Here is a 14,289-nt window from a genome sequence, read left to right as displayed (position 1 = left end):
CCGGCCCGCCTCCGCCGTCCGACCCGCACCCACGAGACACCGAGGAACCACCGATGCGCACTCTCATCAGCACCGCCTTCATCTCCCTCGACGGCGTCGTCGAGGCGCCGGGCGGCGAGCCCGGCTACCGCAACGCCGGCTGGACCTTCAAGGAGGTCGAGTTCGTCCCCGAGGCCTTCGAGATCAAGGGGCGCGAGCAGGAGGAGTCCACCGCCCTCCTGCTCGGCCGGACCAGCTACGAGGCGTTCAGCCCCGTGTGGCCGGACATGCCGGAGTTCGCCCGCTACCGGACGCTGCCGAAGTACGTCGTCTCCACCACCCTGACCGACGACCGGCTGGCCGGGAACTGGGGCGAGACCACGATCCTGCGCTCGCTCGACGAGGTCGCCGAGCTCAAGCGGACCGAGGGCGGGCCGATCATCGTCCACGGCAGCGCCACCCTGAACCACGGCCTCTCCGACGCCGGCCTGATCGACCGCTACCACCTGCTGGTCTTCCCGTTGCTGCTCGGCGCCGGCAAGCGCCTGTTCAGCACCACCGACAAGGACACCCAGAAGCTGTCGCTGGTCGAGCACGAGGTCTACTCCAACGGCCTTCAGAAGCAGGTCCTCGACGTGGTCCGCTGACCCCGCTCCGGCCGCCGTCCTGGCCATCGCGCCTGCGTGAAGCACGAGTTGCCGGTCCGTCAGGTAAGCAGACCCCTCCGGCCGCCGGCCGCCGTGCCCGCCCCGCCCGTCCCCGGGGGGGCGGGCACGGCCGCGTCCGCCCCACGGCCGCGGGGGCTGAACCCGGCTCCGGCCGCCGCCCGTTCCCCGTAGCGGGGATGCCCACGGCATGCCCGAGGAAGCAGCGGCGATGACAACCATGGAGCCACTATGCGGTCGAAGCACGCCCGTTCAACCCGGCCTGCCACCTTGCGGGTGGCCCTCGCCGTGGTCCTGATCAGCACCATCCCCGCCGCCGCGGCCATCGCGAAGCCCCACCGGACGACCCAGCCCGGCGCCACGACCGGCGCCACGGACGGTTCGGGCGCGCCGGGCAGCGGCCTGAACGACCCGCGGCTGAAGGAGATCGCCCAGGAGCTGGTGTCCAGCGCCGAGAACTCCTCGCTGAACTGGAAGGCCCAGGTGCCGTACCTGGAGGACATCAAGGACGGCCGCGGCTACACCGGCGGCATCATCGGCTTCTGCTCCGGCACCGGCGACATGTACGACATGATCAAGCACTACCAGCAGCTCAACCCGGGCAACGCCCTCGCCAAATACCTTCCCGCGCTGAGCAAGCTGGACGGCTCGTCGTCGCACTCCGGCCTCGACCCCGACTTCGCCGGCGACTGGAAGAAGGCGTCCGGCGACCCGCTCTTCCAGAAGGCCCAGGAGGACGAGCGCGACCGGGTGTACTTCGGGCCCGCCGTGATGCAGGCGCAGAGCGACGGGCTGCGCGCCCTGGGGCAGTTCATCTACTACGACGCCATCGTGATGCACGGTCCGGGCAACGAGCCGGTCAGCTTCGGCGGGATCCGCGCAACCGCGATGAAGAAGGCGAAGACGCCCGCCCAGGGCGGCGACGAGAAGGCCTACCTGTCGGCCTTCCTGGACGCACGCCGGGCTGCCATGAAGACCGAGGCGGCGCACGACGACACCGGCCGGGTCGACACCGAGCAGCTGGTCTTCCTCAAGGCGGGCAACCTCGACCTCCAGCCGCCGCTGGTGTGGAAGGTCTACGGCGAGAGCTACCGCATCGACAAGTGAACCCCGCCGGCGGGACCTCCGGCACCCGGGCCCGTCCGCCCGGGCGCCGGGCCCGGCCCGCGCGGCGGGCCTACGGCCGGGCGCCCCAGGACGACTGCGCGGCCGGGCCGGGTGCGGGCCGCGCCGCCGGGCGGGCCGTGGCGGCCGCCGTCCGGACGGCGGGCGCGGCAGCGCGGCCGAGGTCCGGGTCCGAGCTGGTGCGGGCGGTGGGGGTGGCGGCCGGGACCGGGGCCGGTCCGGCCGCGCGCCGGGGCGCCTCGGCGCCCAGCGCGTCGAGGCGGATCACCAGGTTGCGCAGGCTGTCGTCGTGCGGATGCTGCGGCCAGTGGCGGTCCTTGGCCCGGACGAGCCGGCTGCGCCCGGCGCCCCGGCCGGTCGGCGGGTCCGGCACCACCCTGACGTCGGGCCGCCAGCCGATCCCCGGGTGGAGGTGCTCCAGGCCCAGCTCCCAGGCGTCCTCCCGGACGTCGAGGGACTCACCGGCGCGGCCCGGCAGGACCACCGTGCCGTACGGGGTCCGCACCACCACCCGCTGCTCGTAGTCCGCGTCCTTGCTGACGACGGTGATCCGCCACGGGCCGTCCATCCGAAGCATCGGTGTCCTCCTGAGGTCCCCGCGGTCCGCCGGACCGGGTGCGGGGCAGGCCCCCGCGTCCAGGAGTACGGGCCGCCGGGCCGCGGTGGTTCGCCACGGCCCGGCGGCGTCACCGGTCCAGGGGGGCGGCGAGTCCGGCCAGCTCGGCCAGCTCGGCCTCGAACAGCACTTCGGGGTCGAACCCCATCCCGGTGAACTGGCCGGCGAGTTCGAGCGACAGCACCCCGTGGAGCCGGGTCCAGGCGAGCAGGGCCAGTCGCAGCACCGCAGGTTCGGCGGGGTGGTCGCCGGCCCAGTCCCGGTGCCGGGCGAGGTGCGGGTCGAGCGGGGACGCGGTGCCGGGTCCGGGCCGGGCGGGCTGCCGGGCGCAGGTGTCGAGCAGCACCGACATGATCTCCGCCGCAATGGCCGTGGTGTCCGGCGGGGCCTGGTAGCCGGGCACAGGGGTGCCGTAGATCAGGAAGTAGCGCTGGGGGTCGTCCAGGGCCCAGCTCCGCAGGGTGCGGGCCAGCCGGGGCAGGTCGGCGCCGTCCGCCGCGGCGGCCCGGAAGGCGTCGGCGAGGCTGCGGTAGGCGTCCGAGATCAGCTCGGTGATCAGCTCGTCGCGGCCGGCGAAGTACCGGTACAGCGCGGGGCCGCTCATGCCCATCTGCTTGGCGATGGCGTTGAGCGAGAGCGCGGAGGCGCCCGCGGTGGCGATCTGCTCGCGGGCCAGCGCCTTGACCTCGGTCCGGATCTGGTCCCGGTAGCGCTCGCGAGGGGTTCGTGCGGCCTGGGCCATGGGGTCCGCTCCTTCCGCTCGGGCGGCGAGCCGCCTACTGGTTAGACCCTATCACTATCGGCAGACCCACTTGACGGCCCCGGATCGATGGAGTTATACCTTCTAACGTAAGCAAGAGTCAGTCACCCGAACCAGTCATCAGAGTCAGTCATCAGCAGCGAGGTGGAACGAGATGCCGGTCACCGAGGAACTCGTCGAGGTGGTCCTGCCGGGCACGGTGGAGCCGGAGGGCCTGGAACTGCACCGCCGGGCCGTCCCGCGGCCGGGGCCGGGCCAGGTGCTGGTCGCGATGGAGGCCACCGGGGTCTCCTTCGCCGAGCAGCAGATGCGCCGGGGGCGGTACTACGACCAGCCGCCGTTCCCGTTCGTGCCCGGCTACGACCTGGTGGGCACGGTCCGGGCCGCCGCCGAGGACGTCCCGCCCGGCCTGGTCGGCCGCCGGGTGGCCGCGCTGACCAAGACCGGCGGCTGGGCCAGCCACGTCCTGCTGGACGCGGCCGACCTGGTGGAGGTGCCGGACGGGGTCGGCGCGGCCGAGGCCGAGACGGCCGTCGTGAACGGGATCACGGCCTGGCAGATGCTGCACCGCAAGGCGCGGGTGCGGGCCGGGCACACCGTGCTCGTCCACGGCGCCAACGGCGGGGTCGGCTCGGTGCTGGTCCAGCTGGCCCTCGCCGCCGGCGCCCGGGTGATCGGGACGGCGTCCGCGCGCCACCACGACGCCCTGCGCGGGCTCGGCGTGGAGCCGGTCGACTACCGCGCCGGGAACGTCCCGGCCCGGGTCCGGGAGCTGGCCCCCGGCGGGGTGGACGCCGTCTTCGACCACGTCGGCGGCCGCAGCGTGACCGACTCCTGGCACCTGCTCGCCCCCGGCGGCACGCTGGTCTCGTACGGCAGCGCGGCCACCCGGGACGACTCCGGCTCCAAGCAGTGGCCGGTGCTGCGGATCCTCGGCCGGGTGTGGGTGTGGAACGCGCTGCCCAACGGCCGCCGGGCGTACTTCTACAACGTGTGGGCCGGCCGGGCGCTGGGCCGCGACCGGTTCCGGGCCCGCCTGCGGGCCGACCTGTCCGCGGTGTTCGCGGCCCTGCAGCGCGGCGAACTGACCGCCCGGATCGCGGCCGAACTCCCGCTGCACCGGGTGGCGGAGGCCGTCCGGCTGGCCGAGTCGGGCACCGTCAGCGGCAAGGTCGTGCTGACCCCGTAACCGCTCGGCACCCCGGCACCGGACGGCCCCGCGTCACCGGCCCCCCGTCACCGCCCCCGCGTCACCGGTCCCGTCTCACCGGGACAGCCGCTCGTACCAGCGGCGGAACAGCTCCTCCGGGTCGTCCGAGTACGACCACGGGATCCGGGTCGGGCGGTTGCCCAGCAGTGTGAACACCTCGCGGGCGCGGTCGGTGGCACCCGCCATCACCAGGCCGTGCGCGAGGAAGTTGAGGTCCGCGACGTCCTGGGCCAGTTCGAAGGTGCGGTGCCCGAGCCAGTGCTCGCAGGTCTGGCCGAGGTCGCGCAGCGCCGCGTCGCTCTTCCAGTGGTGCGACAGCGCGAGGTCGGTGGCGCCCCCGGTGGTGACCAGGTGGCGGTAGTGCTCGGCCCGGGCGGCCTGGGTGAGCGCCAGCAGCGGCGAGCCGGACGGCGCGAACGAGGCCGTCTCCCAGGCGAAGTCGTACATCTTGGAGTGCGAGCCGTGCCAGCGTGCCGAGAGGTGGCGCAGCACCTGGTGGTGGCCCTCGCGGGTGTCCCGGTCGCGGGCCTGGAGTTCGCGCCACCACTGGCCGGACTGCGGGTGGCCGCCCGCGTACAGCCGGGCGACGGTCATCAGCGACACCCAGGGCACCGGGTCGTCGGGGTAGCCGTGGGCGGCCTGGAGGCAGATCCGCACCACCCGGTCGAGGCGGTCGCGGTCCAGCGCGTCCCGGTCGGGGGCGGGAGCGGGTCCGGTGGCGACGGCGTTGAACAGCCGCATCACGTCGGTCTCGGCGCGCAGCACCATCGCGTCGGGGTTGGCCGGTTCGGCGGCCTGCCAGGTCTCGACGGTGCGGTTGCCGGCGGCGGCGTCGGCGAGCAGGCGCATCCGGTGGGTGCGCCGGTCCCAGTCGCGGCCGGTGGCCCGGAGCAGGTCGCGGGCGCCCTGCCAGCGGCCCACCAGGATGTCCTGGCGGGCTTCGGCGAGCGGCCGGTCGCCGAGGGTCGGGTCGAAGGCGGATGCCTGCGGGCGGCTGCGCGATCGGGCCATGGGTGGGTGCTCCTCGGGTGTCGGGTCGGGGACGGGTGGAGTCGGCGGCACGGGGCCGGGGGCGGGGCAGGGAGCCGGGGGAGCCGGAAAACGCGAGGTGGGCCGGCCGCGGGGGCCGGCCCACCGGGTGGGTCACAGATCGGTGGCGAGGCCGTCCTGGCCGGTGCCGGACAGAGCCAGTTCGCTGTCCCCGTACCGGGCCTCGATGTCGTCGGCGTCGGCGGCGTCGAGCCTGGCGGGGCGGTAGTAGGAGCTGCCCTTCGTCCAGTACCAGGCCATCGGGATCAGCCCGAGCGCCAGGGTGCCGAGGCCGAGGCCCAGCTGCAGCGCGGTGAAGTCGAACAGCGCCTGTACGAAGACGAAGGCCATGAACAGCGCGCCGGCCAGCGGCCACAGGCCGATGAACACCGCGTTGGAGAGCGACTTGAGCAGCAGCCGGCGGTAGGCGACGACCACCGCGAGGCCGGCCAGCGCGTAGTAGAACGCGATCTGCAGGCCGATCGCGTTGACCGCGGCGGTGAGGATGGTGTTCACCGAGCCGAGCGCGTTGGAGCCGACGAACAGCAGCAGCGACACCACCGAGACGGCGGCCAGCGCCACCCACGGGGTCTGCCAGCGCAGGTGGGACTTGCCGAACACGGCGGGCACGGTGCGGTCGCGGCCCATCGCGAACAGCGAGCGGGAGACCTGGATCAGGGTGGTCTCCAGGGTGGCGATGGTGGACAGCACCACGGCCACCACCAGCACCTTGCCGCCCCAGCCGGGCCAGACCGCCTCGCCGAGGTCGGAGAGCAGCGTGCCGCTGTTGGCCTGGATGTCGTCCTGGGTGATGATCAGGTTGACCGAGATGGTGATGATCTCGAAGATCGCGAACGCGGTGACCACGCCGAGCAGGCCGCCCAGACCGGCGTTGCGGCGGCTGTTGGTGGTCTCCTCGCTGAGGTTGGCGGTGACGTCCCAGCCCCAGAAGTAGAACGCGGCGATCAGCGCGGAGGCGGCGAAGCCGCTCACCCCGCCGAAGTTGCCGAAGCCCCAGATCCAGGACCAGTCGAAGACCGCCGCCGTGCCGCCGTGGACCAGCGCCGCGACGCCGAAGACGATCAGGATCAGCACCTCGATCCCGGTCATGATCCACTGTGCGTGGGCGGTGATCCGGGCGCCCATCAGCACCAGCGCCGCCATCACCAGGAACCAGCCGGCGCCGACGGTGGTGGCCAGCGCGGTGTTCTCGGCCAGGTCGGGCGAGAACAGCGACAGCGTGTACGAGCCGGCCGGCAGCGAGCCCGCCACCATGAACAGCGTGGCGGAGACCACCAGCGCCCAGCCGCTCATGAAGCCCAGCGACGGGTGCAGCGCCCGGCCGACCCAGGAGTAGCTGGCGCCGGCGTTGACGTCGATCCGGCCGAGGTAGTTGAACGCCCAGGCGATGCCCAGCATCGGTATCGCGCACCACAGCAGGGCGGCGGGCGAGTACAGCCCGGCGGCCCCGGCGAGGGTGGCGGTGGTGGCGGCGAGCGAGTAGGCCGGAGCGCTGCCGGCCACCGCCATCACGATCGTGTCGAAGGTCCCGAGGACGTTCGACCGCAGGCCTGACCTTCCTTGGGAGGTGTGCCCAGAGCTCATCGGTGGCGCCTTTCCTGCCATGCCGCAGGGCACGCCGGCGTCGGCGCGCCCGTGAAGGGGGGGTGTCGGTCGCCCGGGTCGCCGGGCGTACGCGGCTCGCCGCCGGTGGGGCGGTCCGCGGTGCTGCGGGAGTGGTCCGTACCGCGGTGGGACGGCTGCGGCGGCCCGGGTGGGGAAGCGGGGAAGCGGTGGGAGCAATGCAGTCCCGCCCGCCGTCGGCCGGCGACTCTGCCGCCTGCGGGCCTCACTGCTCCCGGCGGGGACACCGACCGGGAATGGCCAGGAGTATTTCCACTGGCCAAATCGCTGTCAAGGCAACCAGGTTGATAAGCGGTTAATTGTGCCGGGACAGCCTGCGCGCGGCCCGCTCCGATCGGACACGACGGATCCACCCGCCACCCGGAATCGCCCGATCGATCCGGTGCGTACGGCCTGCCCCGCTCCTGCCCGACACCCTCCGGCGGCCGCGACGGCCCCCGGGCCGGGTCCCGCGGGCCGGTGCCCGGCGTCCGCCCACCGGACACCGCGGCCGGACCCCGCCCTGTCCGCATGCCGGACACCGCAGCACGGCTGACGGCCGGTCAGGTCGAGCGGGCCGGCACCAGCACCACCACCGAGTCGCCCGGCCCGGGCAGCGGCCGGCTGGCGTCGGTCACCGGGTCGAGCCGCCCGTCGCCGCGCACCAGGAACAGCAGGTCTCCCCCGGGCGGGAGCGCCGCGTCCGCACTCCGCGCGACGATGCCGGCGCCGCCCGCGTACCGGCCGGCCAGCTCGGGCCCGGTCAGCTCCGGCCCGAACAGCACCTCACCGCCGAGGAACGGCGCCACCACCCCGAGGCTGTCGCGCGGCGCGGCCAGCCGGTGCACCGTGCCCTCCACGGTGCCGCGCAGCACGGTCGCGGCGAGCGCGTTGAAGTCGTCCTCCTCGGTGAGGAAGTAGACCGCCGTGATGCCCTCCAGCTGCGCGCCCTCGCCGGTCGCGGCGGCCAGCAGCTCGCCGGGGGCCAGTTCGATCCCGGCCTGCCCGATGTGCTCCCGCTGGCGTTCCTGGCCGGCCCACATCAGCACGTCGAGACCGGCCGCCTTCAGGGCCTTGCCCAGCCCGATCACCCACGGCTCGCCGCCGACCAGCAGCGGACGCGACCGGGCCGGCCGGATCACCCGCAGGCGCCGGGCCACCGGCAGCGCGGTCAGGCCGTAGAGCGTCACGGTGGCGACGATGACCACGAAGGTGGCGGGCAGGATCTTGGCCGCGCCGCCGATGCCCTGCTTCACCAGACCGGCCGAGAAGGTCGACGCGGTGGCCGCCGCGACGATGCCGCGCGGCGCCATCCAGCCGACGAAGGCCCGCTCGCCCCGGGACAGGTCGGTGCCGCGGCAGGACAGCACCGCCACCAGCGGCCGCACCGCGAACACCAGCACCCCGGCCAGCGCCAGCGCGGGGAGCAGCACGTGGTTCAGCGAGTCGGGGGTGACCGTCGCCGAGATCGACACGAACAGCACGCCGATGATCAGGGTCACCAGGGTCTCGAAGAACGGCCGCCGGGCCGGCACGTCGAAGCCCCGCAGGTTGGCCACCGCCAGGCCCATCACCACCGCGGAGATCAGCCCGGTGTCGTCGCGCAGCACGTCGCACAGGGCGGCCGTGCCGATCACCGCGGCCAGCTGCGCCGCGGTGCCGAGCACCTCGCCGAGGTGCAGCAGGCGGAACAGCACCCACAGGACGGCGGCGCCCAGCAGGCCGCCCGCCACGCCGACGCCGACGCTGCCGAGGAAGGCGAAGACCCCGGCGCCGAGGTGGCGGCTGTCCCCGGAGACCACCAGGTGGAAGACGAGCGCGCCGAGGATGCCGCCGACCGGGTCGATCAGCGAGCCCTCCCAGACCAGGATGTGCTGCAGCCGGTCGTTGGGCCGCACGAACGCGAGCAGCGGTCCGACCACGGTCGGGCCCGAGACCACCAGGATGGTGCCGAGCATCAGGCCCGCCCCCTTGGCCAGGCCGAGCAGCGGGATGGCGACGGCCGCGGCGGCCAGCGCGGTGACCACCACACCGATCCAGATCAGCCGGACCACCACCCGCCGGACGTGGCCGGTCAGTTTGGCCAGTTCCAGGCCGAGTCCGGCGTCGTAGAGGATGACCGCGACCGCCAGCGACACCAGCGGGGAGAACGCCGGTCCGAGCAGCTGCTGCGGGTCGAGGTCGTCGACGAGGGCCCCGGCGGTGAAGCCGACCGGCAGCAGGACGATCAGCGCGGGGATCCGCAGCCGTCCCGCCAGGATCTGCGAGCCGACCGCCAGGACCACGGTCAGGCCGACCCCGGTGAGGATCTGATCGGTCGTCACACTCCGCGCCGCCACGGGGTGATCCCCCAGCGGACGGTGTGCTGCTCGCCCGGGCCGAGGGTGACCAGTCCGGTGCCGCTGCGGAAGGCGTCCGGCGGGCAGGTCATCGGCTCGACGGCGACCGCCCGGCGGCGCTCGCCCGGCGGGAGGGTGTCGCCGGTGTAGAGCTGGACCCAGTCCACGCCCTCGCCGAGCCACAGGTCCACGCCGCGGCTGCCGTCCGGGTGGGCGAGCCGGACGACGGCGCGCCCGTCCGCGCCCCGGTCGAGATCGCCGAAGGCGGTGTCCAGCGCCAGGTCGCCGATGGCGCGCGCGGTGCGGAAGTCGTACGGGGTGCCGGCCACCGGCTGCTGTCCGGTGGGCAGGCCGCGTCCGTCGGTGGTGATCCGGGTCCGGGCGGGCAGGGTCAGCACGCTCAGGTCGACCGGCGCGGTGCCGGCCGTCAGGTACGGGTGCTGGCCGACGCCGTACGGGGCCGGGTCCCCGCCCAGGTTGCGGGCGGTGACCGCGGTCTCCAGCCCGGCCGGGCCGAGCGTGTACGCGGCGCGGACCCGCAGGTGGAACGGGTAGCCGGGCTGCGGCCACAGGGTGGTCTCCAGGACGGCCGCGGCGGGGCCGGACTCGACGGTGTGCCAGGCGGTCCAGCGCAGCAGTCCGTGGATGGCGTTGCCGGCCGGTGCCTCGGAGAGCGGGAGCTGGAGATCGGTGTGCTGCCACCGGTAGCGGCCGTCGCCGACCCGGTTGGGCCAGGGCACCAGCAGCTGGCCGCGGCCGCCGGTGATCAGGTCGTCGGCGCCGAACCCGTCCAGGACCGGGGTGCCGGCCAGCTCCAGCGACCGCAGCGCGGCGCCGAGTTCGACCACGACGGCGCTCAGCTCGCCGTGCCGCAGGCCCAGCTGGGCTCCGGTCGGGGTCTCGGGCACGCGGGGCCTCCTGTGGTCTGCGGCGCGCCCGGCGGCCGGGGTCCGGCGGGCCGGGCGGCGGATCGTACTCCGGGAGCGTGCGGGCCGCCCGCCGCCGAGTCAAGGGGCCGCCCGGCGAGCCGTCGAATGCCCCGCCGGATTTCGCCCGGCGGGGCCATTCCCGGCGCCTTCCCGGGGCGGGACCGGCCCGTCCGCGGGCCCCCGGCGAGGGCTTTCCCGGGGTGCACCCGACCGGGGACGGTGGTTCTATGAACGGGGGTGTCGTGACGGACGCGCACACGTGTGAGCATTCTCCCCCACCTCGTCGAATCGCCCCGAGCCGAACCATCCGAGGGAGCCGACGTGAGCGACGAAATTGCCGAAATGGGTCCGGTCGACTATCTGATCGTCGAATTCCCCGGGAACCACATGACCGGGGAGGGGCTCCCGCTCCTGGTCGACCTGGTGGACCGGGGCATCATCCGGCTCATCGACCTGGTCTTCGTCCGCAAGGACACCGACGGCTCGGTGACCGTCATGGAACTGACCGACCTGGACGGCGACGGCGAGCTCGACCTCGCGATCTTCGAGGGGGCGTCCTCCGGGGTCCTCGACGAGGAGGACATCGAGGAGGCCGCGCACGCCGTCGAGCCGGGCAACTCGGCCGGCATCGTCATCTACGAGAACCTCTGGGCCGCCCCGCTCGCCGCCGCCCTTCGCCGCGGCGGTGCCCAGGTGGTCGACAGCGGACGGATCCCGGTCCAGCAGCTGGTCGACACCCTGGAGGCGCTGGAGGCCGCCGAGACCGGCGCCGGCATGTGAGCCGCCGCACGGCGGCACCGCACCCGACGTCACGGTGCCCGCCGTCAGCGTTCCCGACATCCCCACAAGGAGTACGAACATGCCTGGTCTACTTCGCGGCGTCGCCCGCACCGCGGTGGTCGCCGGCACGGCGACGGCCGTCTCCAACCGGGTGTCCCGGCGCCAGGCCGGCCGCTGGGCCCAGCAGGAGCAGCAGCAGGCCCCCGCCCCGGCCCCCGCACCCGCGCCGGCCGCCGCACCGCCGCCGGCCGCGCCCGCCGACAGCATGGGCGACAAGATCTCCCAGCTCAAGGAACTCGCCGAGCTCAAGTCCCAAGGGGTCCTGACCGACGCGGAGTTCGAGGCCCAGAAGAGCCGCCTGCTCAACTCCTGAGGCAGTCCCGGCCTCCTCCCGCGGCGGTCCCGAAGGAGCGCCGGCCGGGCCCGCGGGCCCGGCCCCGGGCGGGGCTGTGCCGGGGACCGCCGGAGAGAAGTCGGAGCCAGCCATGGACCGCTACCCTCCCATCGCCGAACACGGCCTGGTCGGCGACCTGCAGACCACCGCCCTGGTCTCCTCCCAGGGCGTGATCGACTGGTTCGCCGCCCCGCGGTTCGACTCGCCGAGCATCTTCGCCGCCCTGCTCGACCACGACCGCGGCGGCTACTTCCTGCTCGCCCCCGACCAGCCCGACGCCATCTGCAAGCAGCTCTACTACCCGGACACCGCCGTGCTGGTGACCCGCTTCATGTCACCGGACGGGGTGGGCGAGGTGGTCGACTACATGCCGCCGCTGACCGGCCCGGCGACCGACCGGCACACCCTGGTCCGGCTGGTGCGCACGGTACGCGGCACGGTGACCTTCACCCTGGAGTGCCGGCCCCGGTTCGACTACGGCCGCGCCGAGCACGAGACCGGGCTCACCGACGCCGGGGCGGTGTTCCGCGCTCCCGGGATCGCCGCGCACCTGCAGAGCACCTTCCCGCTGGAGCGCGACGGCCAGGACATCCGCGGCACCGTCACCCTGTCCGCCGGCGAGGTCGGCGGCGCCGTGCTGACCGTCTGCGACCCGGACCGCGAGCCGCCCGCGCCGCTGAACCGCAAGCGGGTCGAGGAACAGACCTGGGCTGCCGCCCAGTACTGGCAGCGCTGGCTGCGCACCTCCCGCTACCGGGGCCGCTGGCCCGAGCTGGTGCACCGCTCCGCGATCACCCTCAAGCTGCTCACCTACCACCCCACCGGCGCGCTGATCGCCGCCGCCACCATGGGCCTGCCCGAGCAGGTCGGCGGGGAGCGCAACTGGGACTACCGCTACACCTGGGTGCGCGACGGCTCGCTGTCCGTGCGGGCGCTGGTCGACCTCGGCTTCGTCGACGAGGCCACGGCCTTCGTGCACTGGCTGGTCGCCCGGCTGCACGAACGCGCGGGCACCGAGGGCGAGCGGCTGAAGACCATGTACCGGGTGGACGGCGACCCGGACCTGCCGGAGATCAACCTGGAGCACTTCGAGGGCTACCGGGGCTCCTTCCCGGTCCGGGCCGGCAACGGCGCCGCCGACCAACTCCAGCTCGACATCTACGGCGAGGCGATGTACGCGCTCTCCCAGAGCAAGGCCATCGTCCAGCAGGCCACCTACAAGGGCTGGCAGGCACTGTCCTCGACGCTGGACTGGCTGGCCGAGACCTGGGACCGGCCCGACGAGGGCATCTGGGAGACCCGCGGCGGACGCAAGGACTTCACCTACAGCCGGCTGATGTGCTGGGTCGCGCTCGACCACGGCCTGCAGCTCGCCGACGCGTTCCGGCGGCCCGCCCACACCGCCAAGTGGGCCGCCGCCCGGGACGCCGTCCTGGAGCAGATCATGGCCCGCGGCTGGAGCGAGACCGAGCAGGCCTTCGTCCAGCAGTACGGCGCGGACGTGCTGGACGCCTCGCTGCTGCTGATGCCGCGGGTCAAGTTCCTGGCCCCGCGCGACCCGGTCTGGCTGTCCACCCTGGACGCGATGGACCGCAAGCTGGTCTCCGACAGCCTGGTCTACCGCTACGACCCGGCCGCCTCCCCCGACGGCCTGCGCGGCTCGGAGGGCACCTTCAGCCTCTGCACCTTCCTGTACGTGGACGCGCTGGCCCGCGCCGGGCGGGTGCCGCTGGCCCGGTACACCTTCGAGAAGATGCTGACCTACGCCAACCACGTCGGCCTGTTCGCCGAGGAGATCGGCCCCAGCGGCGAGCAACTGGGCAACTTCCCGCAGGCGTTCACCCACCTGTCGCTGATCATGGCGGCCACCACGCTGGACGAGGCGCTCGACGAGCTGGAGGGACGCTGAGCACCGGCCGGCAGCCGGCCCCCGGGGCGCTCGGCGCCCGGGAGTTCGCCGCGCTCTACGCCCGGGTCCGGCGACCGGGCGGGCCCGCCGCGGCCACCCCCGAGCAGGTGGTGGCCGCCGCGGCCGAGGTCCGCTCCGGGCGGTCGGTGAGCCTGGCCGCGCCGGTGGAGACCCGGGCCGGCCCGGACGACCCGGAGCCCGCCCGGCACGAGATGACCGGCGCCGTCCGCGGCGCGGTCGACCCGGACGGCCTGGACTTCGCCCGCGACCGGTTCGCCATGAACGTGCACGGCGACGCCGACAGCCACCTCGACGCGCTCTGCCACGTCGTCTACCACGGCACGCTGCACGGCGGCGTCCCGGCCGACACCCTCGCCCCGGACGGCGCGCGGGCGCTGGACGTCGAGGCGGCCCGGGACGGCATCGTCGGCCGGGGGGTGCTGCTCGACCTCCCCCGGCTGCGCGGCGTGCCGTGGCTGGAGCCCGGCGAACAGGTCGGCGCCGCCGAACTGGCCGCCGCCGAACGGGCCCAGGGCGTCCGGGTGGGCGCGGGCGACCTGCTCCTGGTCCGGGTCGGGCACCGGCGGCGGCGCACCGAACTCGGCCCGTGGGACGCCTCCGCCTCCCGCGCCGGGCTGCACCCCGGCGCCATGGAGTTCCTCGCCGAACGCGGCGTCGCGGCGCTCGGCGGCGACGGCAACAACGACGCGGCGCCCAGCACCACCGAGGGCGTCGGGTACCCGGTGCACGTGCTCGCCGTCCACGCGATGGGCCTGCACCTCCTGGACTACCTGCAGTTCGAGGAGCTGGCACCGGCCTGCGCGGCCGCCGGCCGGTGGTCGTTCCTGTGCGTGGTGGCCCCCCTGCGACTGCCCGGCGCCACCGGCTCGCCGGTCAACCCCATCGCGATCATGTGAGCACGGCACGAAAG

At 74.3% G+C, this 14,289-nt stretch carries 13 protein-coding genes; 7 read left to right on the top strand and 6 right to left on the bottom strand.

Going from position 1 to position 14,289, the window contains the following annotated elements:
* Positions 1–53 precede the first annotated feature (53 nt).
* Positions 54–626, top strand: a complete 573-nt coding sequence (locus AC2TEW_RS06290; RefSeq protein WP_484622310.1) for a dihydrofolate reductase family protein — start codon at positions 54–56, stop codon at positions 624–626.
* A 249-nt stretch (positions 627–875) separates the two neighbouring features.
* Positions 876–1,751, top strand: a complete 876-nt coding sequence (locus AC2TEW_RS06285) for a chitosanase (protein WP_484622309.1) — start codon at positions 876–878, stop codon at positions 1,749–1,751.
* 70 nt (positions 1,752–1,821) lie between these two features.
* Here the strand turns inward: AC2TEW_RS06285 and AC2TEW_RS06280 are convergent, their stop codons facing one another.
* Complete coding sequence (locus AC2TEW_RS06280; RefSeq protein WP_484622308.1) at positions 1,822–2,346, bottom strand: hypothetical protein; 525 nt, start codon at positions 2,344–2,346, stop codon at positions 1,822–1,824.
* Between the two features lie 109 nt (positions 2,347–2,455).
* Positions 2,456–3,127: a TetR/AcrR family transcriptional regulator gene (locus AC2TEW_RS06275; protein ID WP_484622307.1), complete on the bottom strand. Its 672-nt coding sequence runs from the start codon at positions 3,125–3,127 to the stop codon at positions 2,456–2,458.
* 172 nt (positions 3,128–3,299) lie between these two features.
* On the opposite strand from AC2TEW_RS06275, the gene AC2TEW_RS06270 reads away from it, so the two are divergent.
* Positions 3,300–4,334 (top strand): medium chain dehydrogenase/reductase family protein, encoded by a 1,035-nt coding sequence (locus tag AC2TEW_RS06270; protein ID WP_484622306.1) that lies wholly within the window; start codon positions 3,300–3,302, stop codon positions 4,332–4,334.
* 75 nt (positions 4,335–4,409) lie between these two features.
* Here the strand turns inward: AC2TEW_RS06270 and AC2TEW_RS06265 are convergent, their stop codons facing one another.
* The 4 genes from AC2TEW_RS06265 to AC2TEW_RS06250 form a co-directional block, all read right to left on the bottom strand.
* Positions 4,410–5,366: a hypothetical protein gene (locus AC2TEW_RS06265; RefSeq protein WP_484622305.1), complete on the bottom strand. Its 957-nt coding sequence runs from the start codon at positions 5,364–5,366 to the stop codon at positions 4,410–4,412.
* 132 nt (positions 5,367–5,498) lie between these two features.
* The gene (locus AC2TEW_RS06260) at positions 5,499–6,989 is read right to left on the bottom strand and encodes an APC family permease (RefSeq protein WP_484622304.1); all 1,491 of its coding nucleotides are present in this window, start codon (positions 6,987–6,989) and stop codon (positions 5,499–5,501) included.
* Positions 6,990–7,570: 581 nt separating this feature from the next.
* Positions 7,571–9,331: a cation:proton antiporter gene (locus AC2TEW_RS06255; RefSeq protein ID WP_484622303.1), complete on the bottom strand. Its 1,761-nt coding sequence runs from the start codon at positions 9,329–9,331 to the stop codon at positions 7,571–7,573.
* Positions 9,328–10,254 (bottom strand): aldose 1-epimerase family protein, encoded by a 927-nt coding sequence (locus AC2TEW_RS06250; protein WP_484622302.1) that lies wholly within the window; start codon positions 10,252–10,254, stop codon positions 9,328–9,330. The genes AC2TEW_RS06255 and AC2TEW_RS06250 overlap by 4 nt, the downstream gene beginning before the upstream one ends.
* A 363-nt stretch (positions 10,255–10,617) precedes the next feature.
* Between AC2TEW_RS06250 and AC2TEW_RS06245 the strand changes: the two genes are divergently transcribed.
* The 4 genes from AC2TEW_RS06245 to AC2TEW_RS06230 all read left to right on the top strand — a co-directional run bounded on the left by AC2TEW_RS06245 (position 10,618) and on the right by AC2TEW_RS06230 (position 14,275).
* Positions 10,618–11,055, top strand: a complete 438-nt coding sequence (locus AC2TEW_RS06245) for a DUF6325 family protein (protein ID WP_484622402.1) — start codon at positions 10,618–10,620, stop codon at positions 11,053–11,055.
* 79 nt (positions 11,056–11,134) lie between these two features.
* Complete coding sequence (locus AC2TEW_RS06240; protein ID WP_484622301.1) at positions 11,135–11,428, top strand: SHOCT domain-containing protein; 294 nt, start codon at positions 11,135–11,137, stop codon at positions 11,426–11,428.
* A gap of 112 nt (positions 11,429–11,540) precedes the next feature.
* A complete protein-coding gene (locus tag AC2TEW_RS06235) occupies positions 11,541–13,358 on the top strand; it encodes a glycoside hydrolase family 15 protein (RefSeq protein ID WP_484622300.1) in 1,818 nt (605 codons plus the stop codon).
* On the top strand, positions 13,355–14,275 hold the full coding sequence (locus AC2TEW_RS06230; protein WP_484622401.1) for a cyclase family protein: 921 nt from the start codon (positions 13,355–13,357) through the stop codon (positions 14,273–14,275). Before AC2TEW_RS06235 ends, AC2TEW_RS06230 begins: the two co-directional genes overlap by 4 nt.
* Positions 14,276–14,289: the final 14 nt, after the last annotated feature.

It is taken from the genome of Kitasatospora sp. NEAU-CNBT7, assembly GCF_057220535.1.
The sequence above is the reverse complement of the archived record's forward strand: the minus strand, read 5'-3'. Positions and strand labels throughout refer to the sequence as shown.

Bases quoted from the DNA above. Each gene is read 5' to 3' on its own strand.
- AC2TEW_RS06275 (WP_484622307.1), bottom strand. From the start codon at position 3,127: ATGGCCCAGGCCGCACGAACCCCTCGCGAGCGCTACCGGGACCAGATC.
- AC2TEW_RS06280 (WP_484622308.1), bottom strand. From the start codon at position 2,346: ATGCTTCGGATGGACGGCCCGTGGCGGATCACCGTCGTCAGCAAGGAC.
- AC2TEW_RS06270 (WP_484622306.1), top strand. From the start codon at position 3,300: ATGCCGGTCACCGAGGAACTCGTCGAGGTGGTCCTGCCGGGCACGGTG.
- AC2TEW_RS06240 (WP_484622301.1), top strand. From the start codon at position 11,135: ATGCCTGGTCTACTTCGCGGCGTCGCCCGCACCGCGGTGGTCGCCGGC.
- AC2TEW_RS06265 (WP_484622305.1), bottom strand. From the start codon at position 5,366: ATGGCCCGATCGCGCAGCCGCCCGCAGGCATCCGCCTTCGACCCGACC.
- AC2TEW_RS06285 (WP_484622309.1), top strand. From the start codon at position 876: ATGCGGTCGAAGCACGCCCGTTCAACCCGGCCTGCCACCTTGCGGGTG.
- AC2TEW_RS06260 (WP_484622304.1), bottom strand. From the start codon at position 6,989: ATGAGCTCTGGGCACACCTCCCAAGGAAGGTCAGGCCTGCGGTCGAAC.
- AC2TEW_RS06290 (WP_484622310.1), top strand. From the start codon at position 54: ATGCGCACTCTCATCAGCACCGCCTTCATCTCCCTCGACGGCGTCGTC.
- AC2TEW_RS06235 (WP_484622300.1), top strand. From the start codon at position 11,541: ATGGACCGCTACCCTCCCATCGCCGAACACGGCCTGGTCGGCGACCTG.
- AC2TEW_RS06245 (WP_484622402.1), top strand. From the start codon at position 10,618: ATGGGTCCGGTCGACTATCTGATCGTCGAATTCCCCGGGAACCACATG.